This window comes from Hyphomicrobium sp. MC1 (genome assembly GCF_000253295.1).
Lineage (GTDB): Bacteria > Pseudomonadota > Alphaproteobacteria > Rhizobiales > Hyphomicrobiaceae > Hyphomicrobium_B.
On the sequence record NC_015717.1, the window covers coordinates 64,021 to 86,470 of the forward strand.

The 22,450-nt window shown below is 60.4% G+C and carries 20 protein-coding genes; 9 read left to right on the forward strand and 11 right to left on the reverse strand.

The genetic code is table 11. From position 1 onward, the window contains the following. Window positions 1–61: 61 nt before the first annotated feature. Both HYPMC_RS00260 and HYPMC_RS00265 read right to left on the reverse strand, forming a co-directional pair. Window positions 62–3,430, reverse strand: coding sequence for an ATP-binding protein (locus tag HYPMC_RS00260; RefSeq protein ID WP_013945715.1), 3,369 nt, complete (start codon window positions 3,428–3,430; stop codon window positions 62–64). Between the two features lie 19 nt (window positions 3,431–3,449). Then, on the reverse strand, window positions 3,450–4,622 hold the full coding sequence (locus tag HYPMC_RS00265; RefSeq protein ID WP_013945716.1) for a hypothetical protein: 1,173 nt from the start codon (window positions 4,620–4,622) through the stop codon (window positions 3,450–3,452). Between the two features lie 321 nt (window positions 4,623–4,943). Between HYPMC_RS00265 and HYPMC_RS00270 the strand changes: the two genes are divergently transcribed. Further along, on the forward strand, window positions 4,944–5,648 hold the full coding sequence (locus HYPMC_RS00270) for a CAP domain-containing protein (protein ID WP_244420949.1): 705 nt from the start codon (window positions 4,944–4,946) through the stop codon (window positions 5,646–5,648). Between the two features lie 64 nt (window positions 5,649–5,712). On the opposite strand, the gene HYPMC_RS00275 is transcribed toward HYPMC_RS00270, so the two are convergent. Next, window positions 5,713–5,949, reverse strand: coding sequence for a hypothetical protein (locus HYPMC_RS00275; RefSeq protein ID WP_013945718.1), 237 nt, complete (start codon window positions 5,947–5,949; stop codon window positions 5,713–5,715). 166 nt (window positions 5,950–6,115) lie between these two features. Between HYPMC_RS00275 and HYPMC_RS00280 the strand changes: the two genes are divergently transcribed. Then, complete coding sequence (locus HYPMC_RS00280) at window positions 6,116–6,463, forward strand: hypothetical protein (protein ID WP_013945719.1); 348 nt, start codon at window positions 6,116–6,118, stop codon at window positions 6,461–6,463. 21 nt (window positions 6,464–6,484) lie between these two features. Here the strand turns inward: HYPMC_RS00280 and HYPMC_RS00285 are convergent, their stop codons facing one another. Next, entirely contained in the window at window positions 6,485–7,576 is a 1,092-nt protein-coding gene (locus tag HYPMC_RS00285) for a D-alanyl-D-alanine carboxypeptidase family protein (protein WP_013945720.1), read from the reverse strand. Between the two features lie 358 nt (window positions 7,577–7,934). On the opposite strand from HYPMC_RS00285, the gene HYPMC_RS00290 reads away from it, so the two are divergent. Then, window positions 7,935–9,932: a DHA2 family efflux MFS transporter permease subunit gene (locus tag HYPMC_RS00290; protein WP_155831118.1), complete on the forward strand. Its 1,998-nt coding sequence runs from the start codon at window positions 7,935–7,937 to the stop codon at window positions 9,930–9,932. Here HYPMC_RS00290 and HYPMC_RS00295 read toward each other — a convergent pair. The 4 genes from HYPMC_RS00295 to HYPMC_RS00310 form a co-directional block, all read right to left on the reverse strand. Beyond that, window positions 9,916–10,791, reverse strand: a complete 876-nt coding sequence (locus tag HYPMC_RS00295) for an aldo/keto reductase (protein WP_013945722.1) — start codon at window positions 10,789–10,791, stop codon at window positions 9,916–9,918. The two genes, HYPMC_RS00290 and HYPMC_RS00295, sit on opposite strands and share 17 nt — an antisense overlap. Before the next feature lie 166 nt (window positions 10,792–10,957). Continuing rightward, window positions 10,958–11,266: a hypothetical protein gene (locus HYPMC_RS00300; RefSeq protein WP_013945723.1), complete on the reverse strand. Its 309-nt coding sequence runs from the start codon at window positions 11,264–11,266 to the stop codon at window positions 10,958–10,960. A 113-nt stretch (window positions 11,267–11,379) separates the two neighbouring features. Further along, entirely contained in the window at window positions 11,380–11,745 is a 366-nt protein-coding gene (locus HYPMC_RS00305) for a lysozyme inhibitor LprI family protein (protein ID WP_013945724.1), read from the reverse strand. Window positions 11,746–11,766: 21 nt separating this feature from the next. Further along, window positions 11,767–12,744, reverse strand: coding sequence for a hypothetical protein (locus HYPMC_RS00310; protein ID WP_013945725.1), 978 nt, complete (start codon window positions 12,742–12,744; stop codon window positions 11,767–11,769). A 431-nt stretch (window positions 12,745–13,175) separates the two neighbouring features. On the opposite strand from HYPMC_RS00310, the gene fabF reads away from it, so the two are divergent. After that, a complete protein-coding gene (gene fabF / locus HYPMC_RS00315; RefSeq protein ID WP_013945727.1) occupies window positions 13,176–14,459 on the forward strand; it encodes a beta-ketoacyl-ACP synthase II in 1,284 nt (427 codons plus the stop codon). A 14-nt stretch (window positions 14,460–14,473) separates the two neighbouring features. On the opposite strand, the gene HYPMC_RS00320 is transcribed toward fabF, so the two are convergent. Continuing rightward, window positions 14,474–15,316: a lytic transglycosylase domain-containing protein gene (locus tag HYPMC_RS00320; RefSeq protein WP_013945728.1), complete on the reverse strand. Its 843-nt coding sequence runs from the start codon at window positions 15,314–15,316 to the stop codon at window positions 14,474–14,476. Between the two features lie 490 nt (window positions 15,317–15,806). Beyond that, complete coding sequence (locus tag HYPMC_RS00325; RefSeq protein WP_013945730.1) at window positions 15,807–16,109, reverse strand: hypothetical protein; 303 nt, start codon at window positions 16,107–16,109, stop codon at window positions 15,807–15,809. Window positions 16,110–16,458: 349 nt separating this feature from the next. Here HYPMC_RS00325 and HYPMC_RS00330 point away from each other — a divergent pair, with 349 nt between their 5' ends. After that, entirely contained in the window at window positions 16,459–17,226 is a 768-nt protein-coding gene (locus HYPMC_RS00330) for a phosphatase PAP2 family protein (RefSeq protein WP_013945732.1), read from the forward strand. Window positions 17,227–17,443: 217 nt separating this feature from the next. Next, window positions 17,444–19,759, forward strand: coding sequence for a TonB-dependent receptor (locus tag HYPMC_RS00335; RefSeq protein ID WP_013945733.1), 2,316 nt, complete (start codon window positions 17,444–17,446; stop codon window positions 19,757–19,759). Window positions 19,760–19,817: 58 nt separating this feature from the next. Here HYPMC_RS00335 and HYPMC_RS23020 read toward each other — a convergent pair whose 3' ends face one another. Further along, window positions 19,818–20,303 carry a hypothetical protein gene (locus HYPMC_RS23020; protein ID WP_013945734.1) on the reverse strand — a complete coding sequence of 162 codons (486 nt, stop codon included), beginning with the start codon at window positions 20,301–20,303 and terminating at the stop codon, window positions 19,818–19,820. Between the two features lie 230 nt (window positions 20,304–20,533). On the opposite strand from HYPMC_RS23020, the gene HYPMC_RS00345 reads away from it, so the two are divergent. The 3 genes from HYPMC_RS00345 to HYPMC_RS00355 all read left to right on the forward strand — a co-directional run bounded on the left by HYPMC_RS00345 (window position 20,534) and on the right by HYPMC_RS00355 (window position 22,423). Beyond that, entirely contained in the window at window positions 20,534–21,199 is a 666-nt protein-coding gene (locus HYPMC_RS00345; protein WP_013945735.1) for a Crp/Fnr family transcriptional regulator, read from the forward strand. 82 nt (window positions 21,200–21,281) lie between these two features. After that, on the forward strand, window positions 21,282–21,494 hold the full coding sequence (locus HYPMC_RS00350) for a DUF2892 domain-containing protein (RefSeq protein WP_013945736.1): 213 nt from the start codon (window positions 21,282–21,284) through the stop codon (window positions 21,492–21,494). 35 nt (window positions 21,495–21,529) lie between these two features. Then, on the forward strand, window positions 21,530–22,423 hold the full coding sequence (locus HYPMC_RS00355; RefSeq protein ID WP_013945737.1) for an MBL fold metallo-hydrolase: 894 nt from the start codon (window positions 21,530–21,532) through the stop codon (window positions 22,421–22,423). Window positions 22,424–22,450 lie beyond the last annotated feature (27 nt).

The following is a 22,450-nucleotide window of genomic DNA, read 5'->3' on the forward strand; positions in this document are numbered from 1 at the left end:
GCGGCAAACTCTGGCCGCGCAACATCACACGCCGTGTCATGTTTTGAAACGCGAATTGAACTTATCTAACGTCAAACAGGCGTAGCTGCCGCTCGTCCGTACCGCGGGTTTCGGCGGCCAATTGCTCGATCCGGTCGAAGGGCACCTGTTCGGCGCCGATCAGCGAACGCTGGGCCTTTATCGGCCGCACAAGGCCTTCCTGAACGAGGTGGAATTCACCAACGGTTTGGCCCGGCAGCGCCAGGGCTGGGTCGAGGCCCGATTCCGACTGGAAGGCGGCCTTGAGCTTGCGAAGGGCGGTGTCTTCGCGAACGCGGCCGATGAACCAGCTCGTGATCTGGTCGCGGCTCTTATAATCGAGGTCGCCCGGCGACTGGGTGGCGAGCATCAAACCAAGACCGGCGGAACGGGCGCGTTTCAGCAAGCTTTGCAGAGGCTCTGCGGTCGCAGGCTTTGCGTTGGCGGGAATGTAAAGGTCGGCTTCGTCGAACATGACGACGGCCTGCAGTTCGTCGTTCGGGTTGCGTTGACAGAAGCGCAGCGCTTCCGACAGGAACTGCGAGACCCAGAACAGGATGTTTTCGTTGTCGCCAAGGAAGCCGGTGTAAATGACGGACAGGCGCGTGCGATTCGGGCGCTGATAACGGCCGAGGCCGAGCAGGCTTTCCATGCGCAGGCTTTCGCCGCCGCCTTCAAACAGCGCGGCGTTGCGCAGGCGCAGCGAGTCCAACTGAGCGACGAGATCGCGGCGCAGCTTGCCCGACGGGTCCATGCGCTGGGTCTGGTCGGTCAGCTCCGGATGCTCATCTTCGAGAAGATGGATCAGGTCGGCGAGCGTCACTTCGTTGGTCGACAGCGAACCTAATATGCGCAGCGCCACGGCGAGCACGCCGGACTGCTTCTGGTGGGTCGCGGAATTCTTCAGATGCAGCATTTCGCCGAGAGCGGCGGCCGACAGGTTCGCCAGCAACTGCTGCTCGTGATCGGGCAGCTCGTTGATACCGTTTGGAAGCAGTGTAATCGAGATTGGCCGGCCGGATGCGCGGCCCGGTGTGTAAACGGCGACGTCAATCGCGTCGGCGAGTTTCTCGCGCTCCGAGCGACGGTCGGGCGTTTCGTTTTCGCTCGAACGCCAGACTTCGGGGTTGGCGTAGCTCGCAAGGTCGCCTTTGCGGTCGATCAGGACCGCGGGAATGCCGCGAAGCAAAAGCTGCTCGATGATTGAGAGCGCCAGGGTCGTTTTACCGGAGCCGGAGCCACCGAGGAACGCTGCGTGGCGCTTTAGAACGCTCTTGTTGAGTGTTACGGGACGCGGCCCACGCATGCCGTTTTCGCGCCCTGCGAGAATGCTCGCGCCGTAGCTGCCGTCTTCGTCGAGGATGACAGACATCGGAAGGTCGTCATCGTTGGCGGGAAGGCCAGAGTCGTTGCCGTTCGGGTTCGCGCCACGCGCCTGTTCGTTGGATAGCATGTCGAAGCCGTCGAGCGACGATTGCGGGTCGTCCATCTCTTTGGCGACGAGGCGTGGTACGGGACGGCCGAGCAGATCGAGACGCAAAAGGTGCGTGATCGAGATCAGGCTGGACAATGGCTTTGCGCCTTCCAGCCATTGCGTCATGCTCGCATCGCCGCGATGATGCGCGGTGAACTCCCGTACCGTCATCATGCGTTCCCACTCGGGGATCGGCACGAGAAGCTGACGGCCGCCATTTTCGCGGAATTTCCTGAGCGCCTGGGCCGTCTGGTTTTTCGAGTTCGGGGGGAAGTCGCTCGCGCGGAGCATGAAGCAGGGCTTGCCCTGCATCGATGTCAGCACTTTGTCGAGCTGGCGCTTCAAGGCGCCCCCCTGAGTCTTCCCGTTGCAGATAAAAATGCGCACGTCGTTGGCAAATCCGGTGCGGTGACGCACGGTGAGATCTAGCGCAGGCAGCTCGTCGCCGAGTTCCAGCCTCTTAGTCGTGATCTCGATCGCCCTATTCCATTCTTCGCGTGCGAGCTGCAGAGCGCCGGACAATATATCGACGAGTTCGCCCTCATCGGCGGGCATTTCGGCTTCGCTCTCGTTGGCGAAGCGTTCCCACATTTCGCGGAATTGGACGGCCGACAATGAGCCCGGCGCATCGGGTTCGTCGTTGAAGCCGATTGCCTGGCCAAGCGCTTGCGCCAGTGTCGAGATGAAGGACGGACGCTCAGGCTCCGGCTCGCGGTCATCGCCTTCGGTCGAGGTCGCTTCGCGCAGGCGCGATTGGGCGTGCTCCAACAGGCGACGCGTCGACAGGCCGCCGAACTCTTCGAAGAACTGCGGGCCGAAGAATTGCGAGGCATCGGGGAAGCTCAAGCCGTCGCCGTTGACCTCGGAATGATAGGCAAGACGCTTCGATATTATGAGGCGCGCTTCTTCCGGCGTCCGGCTTTCGCGCAGCAGGACGGGACCGGATTTCTCGATGCGGTCGATGTAGGACTGCGCGACGAGGCTGCGCACCTGGCCGTAGAAATCTTCAAGGCACGAAATGATGATGATCGCATTCGTCAGCCGGTTGGCGATCTGGATGAGATCGCGCACGGCGCGCTGAAAACGATCTTCGGCGTTGTCGAAGAAGCGCAGGTCTTCGACCTGATCGATGCAGAAGACGAGCGCGGCGCGATCAACCGTCCAGACGAGTGCGCCGAGCGCCTTGATGATCTCGAAAGCGCGATCTTCGCCGTCGTTCGGGTCGAGCGCGCTGACGGCTTCGTGCGCAATCGCCGTCAGATTACGGCCGTTGAGATATTGGCGGACGCGCTGGTCGATGCGCGGATCGCGGCGCTGCAGATAGAGAAGCGCGCGCACGATGTTGATGTCGAGTTCCTGGGTTTGGAACTTTTCGCAGGCGACGATCTGGTCGGCGAGACGCAGAATGAGCTGTGCGAGTTGCTTGTCGTCGAGCGTGTCGTCGCGGAGCTTGTCGAGGTCTTCGGAAGAGATCACCTCGGAATCGAGCACCATCCGGTTCGTTAGCCGCGACAGTGCGGATTCGCCGAAGCGATCCGGATCGTAGGGTTTTTCCAGCGAGTGCACGAGGCGCCGCAGATAGAAATCGGCGTAGTTCTGCACGTCGGGCGTCATCTGCGCGTAGCCGAAATAACTTTGGCCCGTGCGATGCGAGTCCGTTCTGAGCGCGCGCAGAAGATGGGTTTTTCCGGCGCCCGACTGGCCGTGAAACAGCAGGATGCGATCCTGCATGTGATAGCCGCGGCCCGAGGTGACGGCCGTCAGCAGATCGTTGAATTTCTGGCGCGCCTTGGCGTGAATTTCCGGCACGTCGACCGGGTCAGCGCGCCAAAGATCATCTTCCCAGGTGATCGAATGCTCGAACGCCTCGCTCAGCTTGTCAGGCGCGAGCGAGGGGGCGAACGTCGACTGTTTGAGGGAAGCGCCTTCAACACCCATTGATCTAATCGAAATGCCTTCAATCTTGAACGCGCACAAAGTGCCAGACGGTGTTCTTGTAGAGGATCTTGGAATCCTCGAGCGATTTGAGATCGCGACCGTCTTTGAGATCAGCGGTCGCTAGTTCAAGCCGGCCAGAGCGATGGGCTTCCGCGAGCATTCCTTTGAACGCAATCTCGGATAAACCCCAGTCGGGTCGTGCGTTGCGAATCGCCTTCCATACCAAAGAGATAAACGCCTTCCGGTTGCCTGGCCAGCCCTCCGCGACAGGACGTGCCGCATCAACAACAGCCTGACAAAATTCCTGCATGTCGGGTGGCGAGACAACTCGCGGTGCAGGCGGCGGCTGGGTTTCGTCGAGCGGCAAACGATCGTTGGCGGGGAGCGGAGGTGGTGTGCGCGCGAGAGGACGTTTCGGCGGTTCTGCACGCTGTTGCGGACGCGACGTCTCAACGCGGGCATTTTCCTCCTTCGGTGCGAGAAGGGTGCGAAGCAGCGCAAGTTCGAGGGCCGCAAGGCTGCCTTCGCGGGCGCTGACAATTTCACATGCAAGCTGGATGACGAGCTTGCCGTCGGTCGAGATTTCGCGTGGTGAGCGGAAGAGTTGACCGGCGAGCAGGCGTCCGGCTTTGGCGGGCAGGCCCGCGCTCTTGCCGAAGCCGGTCTTGATCTTGTTTCCGAAGGCGCGTTCGAGCGCGATGATCGCCAATTCGGAGCGGAGATCGGCAGGCGAGAGAACGCGCCCCGTCGTCTTGCCGAAGTGCCGTTGCACGATGAGCGCGGCGAGGCCCTCGGGCCGGGCCAAGCCCTTGCGGATCGATGGCGTGTCGCTGGCGGAGAGCGCGGCGAGGATGAGCGACGTCTTGGCGTCGCTCCAGGTCGCCGGGAAGGTGCGGGATGCGGCAAAGCTCGCCTCTGCAACCTGGCGTCCCTTGTCGGTGGCGGTCAGCCGGCCGCCCTTCGCCTCCGAGACGAGCTGAGCGCCGGCGAGCGTGCTGAGAGCCAGTTCGGCGGAGCGGCGGAATTCCAGGCCGGAAATCTTCGACGCCAGCAATGGCGCAACGTCTCGTTGCAGATCGGCGCGCGTTGCACTGCCGACCGCGATGCGCAGTAGCAAGAGATCTCGGACCGTGAGGAGCGGCGATGGCTCGTCGTCGGTCTTCAGCTCCGAATGTTCGATGGCTGCAGTCATCGAAAGGTCTCTCCTGGCGCGAATCAAATGCGCTGTCGCGACAACTTTGATGATTGGTCCAGCACTTCCAAGAGCCGGCCGACAAAGACCCACAGCGAGGGAAGGTCGGCGCAAATGCTCACAAACGCTTGCTGCGCCAGCCTTTCGCCGTGCGGCGGTCAAAATCGCGACACCTTGTTGGCGCGATCATTGAGGCGGGGCGGGACAGAGTTTCGTTGAGGGTTCCGGTGTCATGATTGGCTCTCAGGCGTCGCGGCGGCGCGCCAAATGCTGCGAGTCGCATTTCGTTAGCGTTAACGCCCAGTTAACGGATTTCCGGCAATGCTGACGTCAGCCGCCCGTTTCGTGCCGGGAGTTGCCAGAATGTATCGCGTTGCGCTCACCGCCGGGCTCGTAACCGCACTCGCCGGTTGTAGCCTCGGCTCGTCTTCTATCTCGTCAGGATTTACGGAACCCGAAACGACGTCTTCGGTGTCGCCGTCGTCGTATCTGTCGGCGCCCAAGAGCGTCGGACTTGGCGGCGAGCCTTCGACGTCGCGCGGCACGCAGGTCGCGACGCTGGATAAGGCGCCGGCTGGAACCTACGAACGGGCGGAGCCGGGCGTTCTCTCCAATCGCGACTATTCGCACACCGCGCTCAACGCCGAGATGGCGCGCGACGTCATTAATGCCTATCGCAAGAAGTACGGGCTGAAGCCGTTAAAGCTCAATGCGGAACTCACCGAGGCGGCGAAAGCGCATTCGCGCGATCTCGCAAAGTGGGATCGCATTTCGCATTATGGGTCTGACGGCTCCAATCCGTGGGACCGCGTGAAGCGCACGGGCTATAAAGCGCGCTTGACGGCGGAGAACGTCGGCACGGGCCAGATCAACTTCAACGAAGTGATGAAGGGTTGGGAAGAAAGCCCCGGCCACAACAAGAACCTGCTGACGCCGGATGCAACCGGCATGGGTATTGCGCTGGTGCAGGATCCGCATACCGAGTTCAAGTCGTTCTGGACCCTCGTTATCGCCGCGCCGATGTAGGAGTTTTTATTTTGGCGTCGGCGACACGCGTTCCGCGCGCCGGCCGCCGACGCAGAAAATTAAGTTACATCTCGTCGAGACGTTCGCGTTCACGCGTACGGACGAGTTCGGCGACGCCGGTCCAGGCCCATGCGCGTCCCACATCGCCTTTCTGGCCGTGATACAGTGCGAAGAATTCGGCTATCCCCGCCGCATACAATCCGTGTTTGCCTTCGAGGACCTCGGCCATCGCTCCTAGGTCCTGGGGCGGCGGCGTGAAATCCATTTCTTTGTTCATGGTCGCCCGGGCAGGCCAAGTCATCGCAAATTCCTATTCAAGTCGTAGTTGGAAAACTGACGACTCGGGAAAAGCAAGTTTGGAGCCATGTTGCGCGCGGATGCTTTCCGTACGTCCTAAAGGTAGGTTAAACTGAACAGCTTTTGATTGATTTCGGGCGCGTAGACCGAAAAGCTAGGGCGAAAGTCGTATGAATAACGTTTCCGAGGCGTCGGCGCTGGTCGCAGTTGCGATCGCTGTTTTCGTTACCGCTTCGCCCATAATGGCCCGCGAGTGTCCTGTTTTGCGCGGGTGTGCCGGAATGGAACTCGCGCAAGACGCTGCGCCAGACGATGGCGCACCGGACGCCAATTCGGCGCAGCCACCGTCGCAAGCTTCACCTGACGAGGGTTCTTCGGGAGACGATAGCGCCAAGTCGCCGGATGACGATGGAGGGAATGGCGACGACGGCGACAATTCCGATCAGGCGTCGCCGCCGGATTCGGCTCAGCCTCCCGGATGCCCCTTCGACGACAGGCCGCTGGAGCTACTGGTCTAGAGTCAGCGAGCGCTATTGCGGTTAATCGGCCGTCGCGGCAGCGGCGCTCGGCGCATCGCCGCTCGCTGCGGGAGCGCTCGGTGTTGGACCAACCGGTCCCTTCAACGCCGCAGGTTCGGCATTCGCAGCGGCAGCGGCCTTTTCGGCGGCTTTCTTCTTGGCGGCCGCAAGCTTGCGCTTCGACTTGTGCTTGCGTCCGGCGGTATGGCTGCCTTGGGGGTGACAGCCCCATGCCGCGACCGAATCGCGGACGGATTGCACCGTCTTATAGTTCGGGTCCATCGGGTAGTTGTCGATGGTCGAGGTATTGAAGAGCTGCTTCCAGTCGTAGTTCTGGAAACCGTATTCGAGCATGGCCGCGGCGCGGATGGCGCGCTCGTTGCCGGAGGATTCGCCAAGAATGACGGCCATCAGCCGGTGGTCGTCGCGCGTTGCGGATGCGACGACATTGTAGCCGGAATCGCAGGTGAAGCCGGTTTTCAGCCCGTCGGCGCCGGGGAATGTTTTCAGAAGTGCGTTATGGCTGCCGAGACGGCGCTTGCCGATGTGCATGGCAGGCATTGCCCAGTAGCTGGCGTACTGAGGGTACTCGCTGGTCACGGCGCGCGCGATCTTCGCGATATCCCGAGCGCTGGTCAGCTGACCGGGATCAGGCAAGCCATTGGTGTTGACGTAGCTCGTGTGCGTCATGCCGAGGCGTTTCGCCGTCGCGTTCATGCGGTCGATGAATTTCGCTTCGCTGCCTGAGATCGCTTCCGCCAGCATCACCGTTACGTCATTGGCAGACTTGATGATCACGGCCTGCAATGCCTGCTTGACGGTTAAGGTCTGGCCGACTTGCAGGCCGACTTTGCTGGGCGGTTGAAGCGTTGCGGGCAATGAGCAGGGAATTTTGTCGTCGAGATGAATCTCGCCGTTCTTGACTGCTTCGAACGCGACGTAGGCCGTCATCAGTTTTGTGAGAGACGCGGGATGCCAGATGTCGTCGATATCTTCGGCGTAAAGGATCTTTCCCGTCGAAGGCTCGAACAGCAGAGCGGGGCCGGCTGCGGCGGGTGAAGCCGCCAGCCACATCAGCACTGCTGCTACGATGGCCGTCGTCAGTGAGCGCATACGGTCCTCAATATTTCTCAGGCTGGGCTAACATATTCGCACGAACGGGCCAACCGACGGCCCGGACGGCGCGAAGCTTATGACAAGTTGTGTTGCTTATGCGGCGCTACTTTAGGGAAAGCTTGCTCTGTGATCGAGATTCAGCAATTCACGGCCCCCAAGTCTAATATGCCCTTTTGTGGGATACCAGCACGGCATCGGCGCGTTCCCCACCTCGTGGGACATACCCCGGCTTTTTTCGTTGGCTGTGAGGCGTGATGACACGCTTGGTCTCAATTTGAATTTGCCGGGCTTGATCGGCGAGATCGCGGTGCATCGCAATGGCATGCGCGGAAAATGCGGGGGTGATGTTCGGCACATGGCAATTTCCAATTCCAGGCAACAGTCTGTGCCCGACACCGGCGCGCGCGAGCGGATCGCGATTTTTTCGGCGCTGGCGCTGGTGTTATTGCTCGCATCTCTCGATCAGACCATCGTTTCGACGGCGCTGCCGACGATCGTGCGTGAGATCGGCGGGCTGTCGCATCTGTCGTGGATCGTCACGGCCTATCTGCTGGCGACGACCATCGTCGTCCCGCTCTACGGCAAGCTCGGCGACCTGTTCGGACGGCGGATCGTGCTGCAGGTCGCGATCTTGATCTTCCTCGTCGGTTCGGCGTTGTGCGGTGTGGCGCAGAACCTGCCGGAGCTGATCGCATTCCGCATCGTGCAGGGCCTCGGCGGCGGCGGATTGATCGTGACGGCGATGGCGGTCATCGGCGACGTCGTGCCGCCGCGCGAGCGTGGGCGCTATCAAGGATTTTTCGGCGGTGTGTTCGGGTTGTCGACTGTGCTCGGTCCACTGATTGGCGGGTTCATCGTCGGCAACGCGTCGTGGCGCTGGATCTTTCTGATCAACTTGCCATTCGGCGTCCTGGCGCTCGCCGTGATCAATAGGACCTTCCGGCCGCATCGGAAGCCGTCGCAGATCCAGATCGATTATCCCGGCGCCATGCTGCTGGCCTTGACGTTGACGTCGATCGTTATCGTCACGAGCCTCGGGGCGACGCTGGCATCGGAAGCGCCGGTCAGTCTCGTGGCGTTTTCGCTTCTCGGTGTCGTGTCGCTGGCGTCATTCATTTACATCGAGACGCGGGTTGCGGACCCGCTGTTGCCGTTGACGCTGTTCGCCAATCGCGCTTTCGTTGTCGCCGCGGCGATCGGGTTTATTGTCGGACTGGCGCTGTTTGGTTCGATTACGCTGCTGCCGCTCTACCTGCAGATCGTCAAAGGGCTCGATCCGACGAGCGCGGGCTTGCATCTGACGCCGATGATGCTTGGCGTGTTCGTCAGCTCGATCACGAGCGGTCAGATCATCAGCCGGATCGGCCGCTACAAGATGTTTCCGATCATGGGAACCGGCGTGATGACGGTAGCGCTGGTGCTGCTATCGTCCATTACGGTCGATACCTCAGCGTCGACGGCGTCAGTCTACATGGTGCTGCTCGGCCTCGGGCTCGGCATGGTCATGCAGATCCTGGTGATGGCGGTGCAGAATGCGGTCGCCTATGAGCAGCTCGGCGTCGCGACGTCGGGCACGACATTGTTCCGGTCGATTGGCGGCTCGGTCGGTGCGGCGCTGTTTGGAGCGATCTTCGGCTTTGCGTTGAACCGGGAAATTGCAGCCCACGCGCCGCAGCTTGCCGATACGATGAGCGATCCGACTGCAATCGGTACGCTCTCCGCCGAATTGAAGGCGACATACAACGAATTGTTCGTCGCGGCGCTGCATCCGGTTTTTCGGACGGCCGCTGCAACGGCGTTCGTTGCGTTTCTGCTGTCGTTCCTGATCAAGGAAGTGCCGCTCAGGGCGACGCTCGCAGTGGAGCCGCAGAACGATCCGCTGCAAATGCCGCGCGATGCGACGTCGCTTGAAGAGCTGGCGCGGATCGTCGAGCGCATTACGGCGAAAGAAAACCGTTGGCGCTACTATGAGCAGGCAGCGAAGCGGTTCGATGTCGCGCTGCAGCCGGATGAATTCTGGCTTCTGGCGCGGCTTGGCGAAATCGGCGGCCGGGCAGACAAGGCCGAGCTTCGCCAGCGGCTCGGGCCGAAGGAAACGCGGCAGCCGCGGGTTTTTCACCGTCTCGAAGATGCCGGCATGGCGCGCGAGGCGCCGGGCGGCTTTGTGGAGTTGACGGAGAAAGGTCAGCAGCTTTACGCGCGGCTGCTGCGTCAGCGGCAGGATAATTTGGAGAAGATGCTCGCGGACTGGGATAGCAACGAGCGTCCGGAAGTGCGCGCTTTGATGAAAGAGCTGGCGACGTCATTCGCCAGCTCTCCGCCTGTGAAGCCGGGCGTTATGCCTTCGGCTTAGAGAGTGCGCTGAGCTCGGCGAATTCCGCGTCGCTCAGTTTGATGTTGGCGCCGATCATGTTTTCCTCAAGGTGCTTGACCTTCGAGGTGCCGGGGATCGGAAGCATGACAGGGCTGCGCTTCAGCAGCCACGCGAGTGCGATCTGGCTCGGACCGGCGTCGTGATTTTTCGCGATTGCTTCGAGGCGTGAGCCTGGCTTAGCAAGATCGCCGGCCGCAAGCGGAAACCAAGGGATGAAGCCGATGCCATGCTTTTCGCAAAAGTCCAGCACGTCTTCGCTGGCGCGGTCGGCGAGGTTATAGCGGTTCTGCACCGTCGCGACTTTGAAGAATTTCTGCGCCGCTTCGATCTCTTTCACGCCGACCTCACTCAAGCCGACATGCCAGATCAGACCTTCAGCCTGCATCGCTTTGATCGCATCGAATTGTTCGGCCTGCGGCACCTTCGGGTCGATGCGATGCAGTTGCCAGAGGTCGAGGCGTTCGACGCCCAACCGGCGAAGGCTGAGAACGGCCTGCTGGCGAAGGTATTCGGGGCGGCCAAGCGGGACCCAGACGTTGGGACCTGTGCGGGCGAGGCCAGCCTTGGTCGCGATCTTGATGCCCTTGTAGGGATAGAGCGCTTCGCGGATCAGGCGCTCGCTGACTTCGGGGCCGTAGCTGTCGGCGGTGTCGATGAAATCGATATCGAGTTCGGGCAGCTTGCGAAGCGTGCGCAGGCATTCGTCCTTGTCGGCGGGTTCACCCCAAATGCCATTGCCGGTGATGCGCATTGCGCCGAAGCCTAGGCGGTTGACCGGCATGTCGCCGCCGATCTTGAAGACTCCGGAGTGGTTTTTGACGATTGTGCTCGATGACATTGCTGCCTGCCTTTCGTTTCGAAGTGAGCGGTTCAGGTCGGAGGGTTGCGCCTGTTTCGGGGCGCATGAGAATTGGTTGGCAAGGGCATTCGACACAACGCATGAACAAAGCGTCGCGATAACCGGTCGAATTCTATCGAGCCAATGATCGCGGCGCCTGTTTACCTCAACGCGAGTCCCTCGGTGTTGGCAGCACCTCCGAGCACGCGGTCTGAACGCGGATGTCATTACCGATGAAGCGGCAAACTTCTTCCTTGCGCGATGGATTGTTTCGAATGGCGCTGGCCGAGGCTTTGAAACCGTATTCGCGGGCCACCTGAGCAAGGTAGCCGTCGCGGCAATAGGGCGTCGAGATCGGTTGGCCGTTCACGATCTGATAGTCTTCCCGACATTCGATGGCGCTAGCGCTTGTCGCGGCTGCGATCATGAATGAGCCTGTGAGAAAGACGAACTGTGCGGCATTGGACTTCAACATGGAAGTTTCTCCAATCGGCGCACGTGCATGCGGGCACGCAGCGGGTTTCCAGGGCGGAACGCTGGGCCGCCGGTCACGTTCCGCCCGTCATATGGGGAGCCGGTAGGGAAGGCTCAATACGGTCCGTGGGAAGCAATATTCGCAATTACGTTATTGAGTGCGCCGATGCGCCGCTGGTAGGCGGCGTCGAGGCAGCCAATGTCTTTGCCGCAAGCGTCTCGCGAGGCGAGCCAGTTGCGCTGGGCATCCTGGATGTCGCCACGCTGGCCCATGGCGACGAGCGATGTCGCGACCGAAAACAGCGTCGCCATGCGGGCTTCGCTTTGGCCGAGCGGATAAGAGCTGCAGATTGTTTTTTCTGCGGGGGAGCTGGCTTTGTGACAGTTGAGAGGGGCGTAGTCACCGGCCCAAGCCGCGCCTGAGGCGCTCGCGAGCGCTATCGCCGTCACCATCGTAAGTATGGCGCGTCTCGGCATCATTCTTTGCTCCGTTGGGAATTACTAGAACATCGACGAGAGCGACTGCTGCAAGGAATTGAAGCCCTTGCTGATCGTCGTTTCGACGTCCTCATATTTGGCAGGACGGCGCCGCGCTGTCTTGGTTTTTTTCGTCTTTACCGATGTTGCCCTGCGAGGCTCGGGCTGCGGCGTCATCTCAGACGGTTGCGGATCGACGGATTGCGCGGCCGGAAGCGGGCTGTCGCCTTCGAAATGGAGTGTGGACGGCGGAGCGGACGTATCATCGGTCGGCGATACATCGTTGCTAGCGGTCACTTCCGGCGCGGCAGCGCGAGGCGTGCTGGATGATGCTGGCTTATCTTCCGATGCGGCCATGGTTGTCGGCGTCAGCATTCCCGCCGGTGCCAAGGCGCGGCCGAGCAGAGAGGGTGCGGGCGTGGCGTGACGATCGTCCGCGGCGCCATTAGCTGCGCGCATCTTTGAGCCCTGCAGCACGGCGTTGGCCTCAGCAGCAGATGCCTGCAACGCCGAACCCAGAGTACCAGTTTCGATCGTGCGTTCGGGGCGGCAGATCGCAGCCGCGTTGGAGTCGATCAAAGCGGCGAGTGCTGCGTCCGGTGCGCCGACCGGCAGTTCGGCGTTCACGGTTTTGAGGAAGCCGCGCATGGCGTCTTTCGACGCATCGCTCCAGACGCCACTGATCGGGCCGTCATAGCATTCGGCATGGGCCAGGGCTTTCTGGAGTTTGCGAATGAGGGCGGCGCGATCGACGGCGGGAGCCGGAAGGCCGACCGGGCGCGGCAACGACATCGCGGCTTCGCGGATAAGGTTCGGCGATTGTGACGGCTGGGCGCGGACGAGAGGGCTGTCGGCGACGGCATCAGCGTCGGCCGGGGCCGAGACGCTATCAGGCGCGGTTGCGAGATAGAGGGCAAAGCCCACCCCCACCGTCATGGCGAGGAGGAAAAAGCCGCCGAGAGCCGTAAACAGGCTGGCCAGTATGGTCCGAACGCTACCCACTATTACGATACTCTGCTTACAGACGCTGACATATCGACGTGTCCGGCCCGACTATGACGATGAGGTCATCGGCTGGCGCGGTAGATGATAAAGCCGCAATCGAGCAGGACGCGCGCAGTTGCGGTGACTGGAATGGATTTTTTCTAGGGCTTGGAACGGCGGCCGCATAGTGCCGGAGCGCACTTTGTTGCGCAAAATGCTGGCGTTCAGCACGCCTACCGGGGTAGCGCTGCAAGCTTGCAACAGGGGGCTTGACGGCAGGGTGGGGTTGGAGGGCCTAATCGCGTCCGAATTTGACGTTCTCCTGTGGCCGACGCATATCGTCCGCTTGTCATTTTAAATTGCATATATCATGTATCTGCGCGTTGCCGCGGGCGGCTCGAACACGGAAGGGCGGCCCAGCAAAATTTGGATCGGAAGGGGAACGCAGTTTGGCAGATCGAAAGACAAGTCCGCGGATCGTCGTGACCGGTTTGGGCGTCGTCTCGCCTCTTGGAGCGACCGTCGAGACGACGTGGCAGCGTCTCATCGCCGGCCAATCCGGAATCCGGCGGCTCGACGATGCCATCGTTCCCGATGTCGATTGCAAGGTTGCGGGCGTCGTTCCTGACATCAGCGAAGATCCCACCGGTTTCGACGTCGCCAAGGCCGTGCCGGTGAAAGACCGGAGAAAGATGGATCGCTTCATTCAATTCGCCGTTGAAGCCTCGCGCCAGGCGTTGGCGCAGGCGGGGTGGGCGCCGGACAATGATACATCGCGCGAGCGGACGGCGACGGTGATCGGCTCGGGCATCGGCGGGTTTCTCACCATCACGGATGCGGTTCATACGGTCGATCAACGGGGCGCAAAAAAGCTTTCGCCGTTCACGGTTCCGGCGTTTCTCGTCAACCTCGCGGCTGGCAACGTTTCGATCATGTTCGGTTTCAAGGGGCCGCTGGGCGCGCCTGTCACGGCATGTGCTGCGGGAGTGCAGGCGATCGGCGACGGCATGCGCATGATCCGTAGCGGCGAAGCCGATATCGCGCTGTGCGGTGGCGCGGAAGCATGCATCAATCGTGTGGCGCTCGGCGCGTTTGCAGCGGCGCGGGCGTTATCGACCGGCTTCAACGATACGCCTGAGAAAGCCTCGCGGCCGTTCGATGCGGCGCGCGACGGTTTCGTCATGGGCGAAGGCGCAGGTATGCTCGTGATCGAGACGGAAGAGCACGCACTGGCGCGCGGGGCCAAGCCGCTCGTGGAACTGGTGGGTTATGGGACAAGCGCCGATGCCTATCATTTGACGTCCGGACCGCCGGACGGAAACGGCGCACTGCGCGCCATGCGGGCGGCACTGGCGATGGCGGGTATCGCGCCGGGCGACATCGGGTATCTCAATGCGCATGCGACGTCGACGCAGGTGGGAGACGGCGGGGAGCTCGCAGCTATGCGTGCGCTTTTTGGAAATGGTCCCGGCGCAGCGATTTCATCAACGAAGTCAGCCACGGGGCACTTACTCGGGGCAGCGGGCGGACTTGAAGCGGTCTTCTCGGTTCTGGCCCTACGTGACGGCGTCTTGCCGCCGACGCTCAACCTTGCCGACCCGGATCCGGAAGCGCAAGGTCTCGACCTGATCGGACCGGAAGCGCGCAAGAGCGAGGTTGAATACGTGCTCTCGAACGGCTTCGGGTTCGGCGGCGTCAACGCTTCGGTGATCTTCCGGCGCTGGGCGACGTGACGTCATCCGGCGTCTTAACGGCCGGCGATCTGGTCGGCCATGGCCGCGATCGTACGGTCGTAGACGTCGGCTTTGTTCCACTCGGCGATGACGCCATAGTTCGGCGATCCGGGTTGCCAGCCTGCGCCGCGCTGCCAGCCGTGCCCGGCGAGGAAGTTCGCGGTCGAGGCCAGAACGTCCGGCACGCTGTGGATCAGATCCTTGCGGCCGTCGCCGTCGAAATCGACGGCATAGCGGATGTAGGGCGTGGGCAGGAATTGCGTCTGGCCGATTTCGCCCGCCCAGCCGCCGCGCAATTGCGATGGTGTCAGGTCACCTTCTTCAACGATCCGCAGGGCGTCGAGCAACTGGCCGGTGAAGAATTCGGTGCGGCGGCAATCATAGGCAAGCGTTGCGAGCGAACGGATGATCGAATAGCGGGCGCCAAGGTTGGCACCGTAGTTCGTTTCCAGTCCCCAGATCGCAACGATAACGGGCGCAGGCACGCCGAACCGTTTTTCGATGCGGTCGAAGAGGGCGCGATGGCGCTGCATCAGCGCGCGGCCGTGCCGGATCATCGCGTTGCTGACGCGGCGGGCGTAGAATTGTTTGAAGCTCAGTTTGAAAGAGTGCTGCGAGTGGTCCAGGTGGATTACGGTCGGATCGTACGTCACGCCCGATAACGCCGACACCACTGTGCTGGATTTAATGCCCTGCGCTGCGGCTTGCTGGCGGAATTTTTGTAGCCACGCGTTGAAACCACCGGGGCCGTTGCCGCACTGGGCGAGTGCCTGTCCCGCGGTTCCAGACAGCACGAGGCAGGCGAGGGCCGCGGCCCGGAGTTTGGACAGCGGCGATGCGACGGGGGCGGATGACATGCGGTTCTTCCGGAATTGTCGAGTGCAAATAAGATCTTATTGAGAATGTCGGCCGTCGGCCATCTCCCTTACTGTCATAGATCGCGCGCATCGCCAAATGCTTATCTCGGCGCACTGACGTTGGGCGGACAATGCCGACGGGTTGTTCCGCAAGGAACAGCCGGGGGCGGCACATCATGCGAACCATCGCGCTTTATCGCGATCGCGGATGATGTGTGATGACGGTAGATCTTTTTTCACTCGCCGACCTGGGTGCCCTTATGATCGGACTGGTCGTCGTCGGGGCGCTCATCTTCGGCGTTTCTACGAGTGCTGAGGACCCTTCAAGATTTTCCGGGTTCTTGCGCCATAAGCGCGTCAAAACGGACGCGCCGCGGCGAAGGAAAAAATAACGTCCTCATGGGACGCGGAGCGCGTTCGGACGACCGCGCTGAGGTGATTGCGAAGGGGCGCCCGCTTGCCGCCGCCTTCGCCTGTCGATGTCGAAATCTTAGAGTTTGCAGAATGTCGCTTGGGCATGGCAGGTCCACGCCAAGCCGTCTTGCGAGCAATGGTATTTGCGCGGGCTGAACGTGTAACCCGGTGTTCCGGCACCCGTCATCCAAACTGCCCAGACTCCCCAGTCTGTCGCCTGAAGAAGGGCTTCATCAGCCTGGAACTTGGCCGTGTCTTCGGTGAGCGCCTCGCCCATCGAATATTTTTTAAAGCATGAGTGCGAATGAGCGCTGGCCGGAGCGGCGGAGAACGTCGCAGCGGCGAGAGCGGCAAATGTCAAAACAGTGATCTTGCGCATCGTCTTCACTCCTGGATGTGAATAGCAAGCGGAGAAGGTGCCACAGGGCAAGAAACGGTGTTCATGACAAATAATGAACAGCCGTCGATTTCGGTGGAATCGCGGCTCATTTGCATCACTTGCGGTCATTTGGATTTTTTCGCGCCGGTCGGTGGACTCGCCAGAAACCTCCAGGCGTCACCGCGCTGGTGCTCATCATCTAAAGCGTATTGCGAAACGGGGATTGGGATACTTTATCTCGCTTCGCACTCGTGAAGGATGGGTGTCGTAGGTCTTTAACGCTCGCGGCCCATTGGGGGTATTCCAATGCGCGACCATGCGTAGCTTACAATTAAAGAGGCTCAGCACGATGTTTCGGAAAACCACGATTTTTTGCGCGGCCCTTGTCGCATGCATCTCGATGCCGATTGTGCTCTCGGCAGAGGAGGCAACCTGCCCCAAGCCGACGACGGACCCGCTCGTCAAATTATTGTCGCCGCCACCCTGTGATAGCTGCGCACAGACGAAAGTGGAACTCGAAGAACTGCAGACATTGCAGCAAAATCGAACGGAGGCGCAGGCAGACCATGCACACGCCGATTATAAAATTTCGCTCGCGCGTTTTATCGAGGGCGCCGATATCAAGTTCGATGGTGCGGCAATTGAGGCGTGCCATCCGATCTTTGATCGGCTGATGGAGCGGACGAAATCGGCGGCTGAGCATGCCAAGAATTCATTCTGCCGGACGCGGCCGTTCAATCTTCCAAACAACGATCTGAAGCCGCTAGAGGCCGGCAACAAGTATAGCCCATCCTATCCGTCGGGGCACACGACGGCCGGTACGGCGCTCGGCGCAGTCCTCGCATATATGGTGCCGGAGAAGCGTGCCGTCTTTCTGGCGCGGGCTGCGGATTACGGTCACAGCCGGATGATTGCAGGCGTGCATTATCGCAGCGACGTCGAAGCTGGAAAGCTGCTCGGCATGGCCGTGGCGGAAGAAGAGTTTTCCGACGATGCGCAGTTCCGGACCATGTTGCCCGAAGCGACGAAATGCGTTCGCGGCGCACTAGGCCTTGCAGCCGAGGTGCCCGCCGCTCCGGCACAAGCGTCCGTCGAAACGCCCGCTGCGAAACCGTAAAACACGCGCGCTTATCGTCTCGCTGATTTTGTATCGTCTCGATGCGCCTGCTGGCTCAGCGGGCGGCTTTTTTTGTCTGAAGCCCCACGCCTGCGCTTGTGGCTTCACAACAACATGCAGTCGCAGATGCGGAGGGCGCGACGGCGCGCGCGCTTGCATGTTTGGTCTCGCGCTTTTCTATATCGTATATTATAACATATAATACGAAAGATCTGGTATGGCTATTTCGAGAGTGCGCGGGCTTATGCTCGCTCTGTGTTTGGGTGTGAGCGTCATCCATGCTTCGAGCGCATCGGCGCAGACGACGGGGGGAACGGCGTCGCCTGCGCCGGGCACGACGGACAATGCGACGGAAGCGCAGCTTCCTGCCGTCGTCGTGGCTGAGCCGCACGCCAAGGCGGCGACTAAAAAAGTCAAGACGGCTCGGCGCGCCAAAACAACGCCATCGCATGCAAACTCGCAACCATCGGCACCGAGCCAAGAGCCGTCCGTTGCCGGAGCGCAAAGCACTGAGAATCCGCTCGCGTTTCAGAACAATGCCTTCAACGCGGCGCGCAACGAGATCTTCACGCAGATCGGAACGAACCAGTATTCGTTCGGTGAGGATGCGCTTCGCGCGTTGCCGCAAGGTACGGAAACGCCCGTGAGCAAGGCGCTTCTGCAGGCGCCAGGCGTCAGTCAGGACTCAGCGGCGAGCGGGCAGCTCCATGTGCGCAACGACCACGCCAATGTGCAATACCGGATCAACGGCATTCTGCTTCCCGATGGCGTTTCTGGTTTCAGCGATGTGCTGGAAACGAGCTTCATCAGCAATCTATCGCTGGTGACCGGTGCTTTGCCGGCGCAGTACGGATTGCATACGACGGGGCTGGTCGACATCACGACACGGTCGGGTGCGCAGGCGCCGGGCGGCACGATCGGTTTTTATGGCGGCAGCCGCGGCACCTTTACGCCCAGTCTCGAATATGGCGGCAGCACTGGAGCGGTCGATTACTTTTTCACCGGCCGCTATCTGATGAACGATGAGGGGATTGAAAACCCGACGTCGAGCCGGGACGCCATTCACGATCATACCGATCAAGAGAAGGGGTTCGGCTATGTTTCTGCGGTGCTCGATGACACGACGCGGCTGAGCTGGATATCCGGCGTGTCGGTGCAGAATTTTCAGATTCCGAATACACTTGGACTGCCGACGGATACGCCATTTGCAGGTAATGGCGGTCTTCCGAATTATTTCAACTCAGCGCTGCTCAACGAAAACCAGTTCGAGCAGAACTACTATGATGTGATCGCGCTGCAGAAGAAGATCGAGAACGGCGATTATCAAATCGCGTACTTCTCACGTTACAGCGATCTCCATTTCAAGCCGGACGATACGGGTGACTTGTTCTTCAACGGCATCGCGTCGGATGTCCAGCGGCGCAGTTTCCTCAACGGCGTGCAAGCCGACGGCTCTTATCGGCTGAATGCGTACAACACGTTGCGGGCCGGGTTCACCGTCAGCGCCGAGCAGACGAAAGCGATCAGCAATTCATCCGTGATCGCCGACGATGGCTCTGTCGAGAATGGGCTACTCGATGAGACGTCGAAACTTGGCTGGTTGATCGGTATCTATGCTCAAGACGAAATTCGTTTGACCGACAAATTGACGCTCAATGCCGGTCTGCGTTTCGACCAGATGTACGAATACGTGGATGCCAATCAGTGGAGCCCGCGGGTCAGTCTGGAATACCGTCCGTTTCAAGGAACGACACTGCATGCGGGATATGCCCGATATTTCACCCCACCCCCGCAAGTGGCGTCCGGGCCGACAAACATTGCGCTCTTCGATGGGACTGTCGCGGCAAGCAGTTGTCCGGCAGGCGGATGCGGGCTCGTGCAGCCTGAGCGGTCGCACTACTTCGACGCGGGCATTACGCAGACGATTTTTCCCGGGCTCGAAGTCGGCGTCGATGCCTACTACAAGCTAGCGCATGATCTTCTCGACGACGGGCAGTTCGGCGCTGCTCTCGTGCTCAATGCCTTCAACTACGAAAAGGCCGTCAATAAGGGCATCGAAATTACGACCAAATACAGTTGGGGTAATTTCAGCGCTTACGGCAACGTTGCAATCGGCCAGCAGAAGGGCAAGAACATCATCTCCAACCAGTTCCTGATCGATCCGGATGATCTGGCGTTCATTGCCGACCATTACATCTTCACCGACCATTCGCAGACGATTACGGCGTCGGCCGGGTTTTCATATCTTTGGGATGGGACGCGGCTCAGTATCGACATGATCTACGGCAGTGGGCTGCGTACCGATACGGAGGACGTTCCGAACGGTGCGAGCGTTCCGGCCTACACGCAAGTCAATCTCGGGATCTCGCACGAGTTCGCGAACTTGTTCGGGCGTCCGACGACAGTGCGCTTCGATGTCGTCAACCTGTTCGATGAGGTCTACACAATCCGCGATGGCGAAGGTATCGGCGTGTTCGCGCCGCAGTACGGTCCGCGGCGCGGATATTTCGTCGGCGTCTCGCAGAAGTTCTAGAACGAAAAAAGCTCGCCCCGTCGGGGCGAGCTTCTTATGCCGGCATGTCGATCCGCAGCTACGGATTGGTCGGCGGATTTGTCGTGCTGTTGCTGTTGTTTGACGGTGCGGGCGCATTCGCTGCCGGACCGTTCTTGCTGCCTTCGTCACCCTTTACGCCGGTTGCATCCTGCGAGGGAAGCGTCGACTTGTCGATGTTGGTGTTGTCGCCGCCGACGCCCGTGTTGCCCGACGAGGCACCCGTCGAAGAGCTGCTGTTTCCAGGCTGCGCTGCCGGGCCGTTCTTGCTGCCGGCTGCGCCTTCAACGCCTGGAGCTGAGCTTTGCGGCGACATCGTCGCGTTGGAATTCTCTGCGGTCGATGAGGTAGCGGGCTGCGTCGCGGTCGTATCGGCGACTTTCTGGCTTTGGTTATAGAAGTACCAACCGCCAAAGACGATCGCAGCAAGGAAGACGATACCGACGATCAATGATCCCGTCGAATTGCCGACGTCGTCTTGACCTAAATTGCGTTCACGTCCGGATTGCGGATCTTCGTATGTCATGTTTTTTCCTCCGAATACCTGTCGAAAGAACGACTGGGCGGCCTATCTGGTTCCTGTTTGCGCTGCGGAATTGAGTACTGTTACGCCTGCAGACGTTTCGGTGTGAGCGGGCGGTTATTCTTGCTGGCTTTTTTCGAAATTTTGTTGGTTATCGTGCGTCATGCTCAACACCGGTCAATCGCGACATATGCCGATGATCAGCGTTTATTGCGCAGCGCGAAGAGTTCGTTATGGCAGATCATCCGTGGACATCAAAATTTCCGGGTCTCAACTCCCTTGAACCGGAGATCACGAATTTACTTCTTCGCACCAGCATGGTCGTGGATTTGCCGGCTGGGACGCGGATCTTCGGGCCGGGACAATCGCCGGAAAATTATCTGCTGCTGCTCGAAGGGACGGTTCGCGTGCAGCAGGTCTCTGAGAACGGTCGCGAGATTGTGCTCTATCGGGTCGCCGCCGGGCAAAGCTGTGCGCTGACCACGGCCTGCCTGATGGGATATGAGGACTATCAGGCTGAGGGCGTGGCTGAGACAGCGGTGACGGCCGTCGCCATTCCGAGAGCGACGTTTGACGAAGCCATTGCGCGCTCTGCCGCTTTCCGGAAGTTCGTGTTCACAGCTTTCAGCGTCAACGTCACGACGCTCTTCAAGCTCATCGAGGAGGTGGCGTTCTCACGGATCGACGAACGGCTGGCGCAACGCTTGCTGCAACTTGCGGACGCCGCTGGGCATATCGAAATCACGCATCAGCAACTCGCGGCCGAGCTTGGGTCGGCACGTGAGGTGATCGGGCGGCAATTGAACGAATTTCAGCGCCGCGGGTGGGTCACCACATCCAGAGGTAGCATTGACTTGGCCAATCCGGGGGCCCTGCGTCAGCTCGCCACTATGCGTTAGTATTTTGCTATGTGACTTGATCACATACGGAGAATTTTTTTATCATTAGACCAGTCTCTGGAATTTCATTTCGGAGGCTACTATGAGCCAAAATGTCGGGATGTTCGATCGGATGCTCCGGATTGTCGTCGGTCTGATCCTTTTGAGCCTTGTGTTCGTCGGACCGAAAACGCTTTGGGGCCTTGTAGGGCTGGTGCCGTTTTTGACCGGTCTCGCACGGTTCTGTCCGGCCTATCAGCTTGCCGGCGTCAGCACCTGCGGATGCTGCGCCAAGCCAGCCGGCAAGAACGAATAACAAAGCGCCGTGAGAGGCGTTCGAGGAGCACAGCGATGGATCAAATCCCCCACCCCGTCGATCTCTCGGTCAAGCCGGAGGTCACCGCCTTTTTCGACGAGGCGACCAACACGGTGAGCTATGTCGTCAAAGATCCTAAGTCGAATGCCTGCGCGATCTTCGACAGCGTCATGGATATCGACTACGCGGCGGGCCGCATCAGCTATCAGTCGGCCGATAAGATCATTCGCTTCGTGCAGGATCATAATCTGAAGGTCGAATGGCTGATCGAGACGCATGCGCATGCCGATCACCTGTCGGCAGCGCCGTACATTCAAGGCAAGGTTGGCGGTAAGCTCGGGATCGGCGCCAACATCAAGATCGTGCAGGAAGTGTTTGGTAAAATCTTCAATGACGGCACCGAGTTCCGGCGTGATGGTAGCCAGTTCGATCGCCTTTTCGAAGACGGTGATACCTATACGATCGGCGGAATGGCGGCGTTCGCGATGCTGACGCCGGGACATACGCCTGCGTGCATGACGCATGTCGTGGGCGACGCTGCATTCGTTGGCGACACGCTTTTCATGCCGGACGGCGGCACGGCACGCGCTGATTTTCCTGGTGGCGATGCGCGGGTGCTTTACCGCTCGATCAAACGCGTTCTGGCTCTGCCGCCGGAAGAGCGCCTGTTTATGTGTCATGACTACGGCCCCAATGGCCGCGACATCAAATGGGAAACGACGGTCGCGGAAGAGCGTGCGCACAATATTCATGTCCGCGATGGTGTCAGCGAGGACGAATTCGTCCAGATGCGAACGGCGCGCGATGAAACTCTGGCGCTGCCCAAGCTGATCATTCCGTCCATTCAGGTCAACATTCGCGGCGGCAATCTTCCCGATGCCGATGCCAACGGCAAACGGCAGCTCAAGGTGCCGATCAACGAACTCTAATCCGCCGCCTTTTTCGATTTTCGCCAT

What these genes read in the sequence shown, in the direction of transcription:
- HYPMC_RS00325 (WP_013945730.1), bottom strand. Translation starts at nt 16,109, where the DNA reads ATGCGCAAGATCACTGTTTTGACATTTGCCGCTCTCGCCGCTGCGACG.
- HYPMC_RS00275 (WP_013945718.1), bottom strand. Translation starts at nt 5,949, where the DNA reads ATGACTTGGCCTGCCCGGGCGACCATGAACAAAGAAATGGATTTCACG.
- HYPMC_RS00355 (WP_013945737.1), top strand. Translation starts at nt 21,530, where the DNA reads ATGGATCAAATCCCCCACCCCGTCGATCTCTCGGTCAAGCCGGAGGTC.
- HYPMC_RS00305 (WP_013945724.1), bottom strand. Translation starts at nt 11,745, where the DNA reads ATGATGCCGAGACGCGCCATACTTACGATGGTGACGGCGATAGCGCTC.
- HYPMC_RS00280 (WP_013945719.1), top strand. Translation starts at nt 6,116, where the DNA reads ATGAATAACGTTTCCGAGGCGTCGGCGCTGGTCGCAGTTGCGATCGCT.
- HYPMC_RS00265 (WP_013945716.1), bottom strand. Translation starts at nt 4,622, where the DNA reads ATGACTGCAGCCATCGAACATTCGGAGCTGAAGACCGACGACGAGCCA.
- HYPMC_RS00260 (WP_013945715.1), bottom strand. Translation starts at nt 3,430, where the DNA reads ATGGGTGTTGAAGGCGCTTCCCTCAAACAGTCGACGTTCGCCCCCTCG.
- HYPMC_RS00320 (WP_013945728.1), bottom strand. Translation starts at nt 15,316, where the DNA reads ATGTCATCCGCCCCCGTCGCATCGCCGCTGTCCAAACTCCGGGCCGCG.
- HYPMC_RS00335 (WP_013945733.1), top strand. Translation starts at nt 17,444, where the DNA reads ATGGCTATTTCGAGAGTGCGCGGGCTTATGCTCGCTCTGTGTTTGGGT.
- HYPMC_RS00300 (WP_013945723.1), bottom strand. Translation starts at nt 11,266, where the DNA reads ATGTTGAAGTCCAATGCCGCACAGTTCGTCTTTCTCACAGGCTCATTC.
- HYPMC_RS00270 (WP_244420949.1), top strand. Translation starts at nt 4,944, where the DNA reads ATGCTGACGTCAGCCGCCCGTTTCGTGCCGGGAGTTGCCAGAATGTAT.
- HYPMC_RS00330 (WP_013945732.1), top strand. Translation starts at nt 16,459, where the DNA reads ATGTTTCGGAAAACCACGATTTTTTGCGCGGCCCTTGTCGCATGCATC.
- HYPMC_RS00285 (WP_013945720.1), bottom strand. Translation starts at nt 7,576, where the DNA reads ATGCGCTCACTGACGACGGCCATCGTAGCAGCAGTGCTGATGTGGCTG.
- HYPMC_RS00295 (WP_013945722.1), bottom strand. Translation starts at nt 10,791, where the DNA reads ATGTCATCGAGCACAATCGTCAAAAACCACTCCGGAGTCTTCAAGATC.
- HYPMC_RS00290 (WP_155831118.1), top strand. Translation starts at nt 7,935, where the DNA reads ATGGCAATTTCCAATTCCAGGCAACAGTCTGTGCCCGACACCGGCGCG.
- HYPMC_RS00350 (WP_013945736.1), top strand. Translation starts at nt 21,282, where the DNA reads ATGAGCCAAAATGTCGGGATGTTCGATCGGATGCTCCGGATTGTCGTC.
- HYPMC_RS00345 (WP_013945735.1), top strand. Translation starts at nt 20,534, where the DNA reads ATGGCAGATCATCCGTGGACATCAAAATTTCCGGGTCTCAACTCCCTT.
- HYPMC_RS23020 (WP_013945734.1), bottom strand. Translation starts at nt 20,303, where the DNA reads ATGACATACGAAGATCCGCAATCCGGACGTGAACGCAATTTAGGTCAA.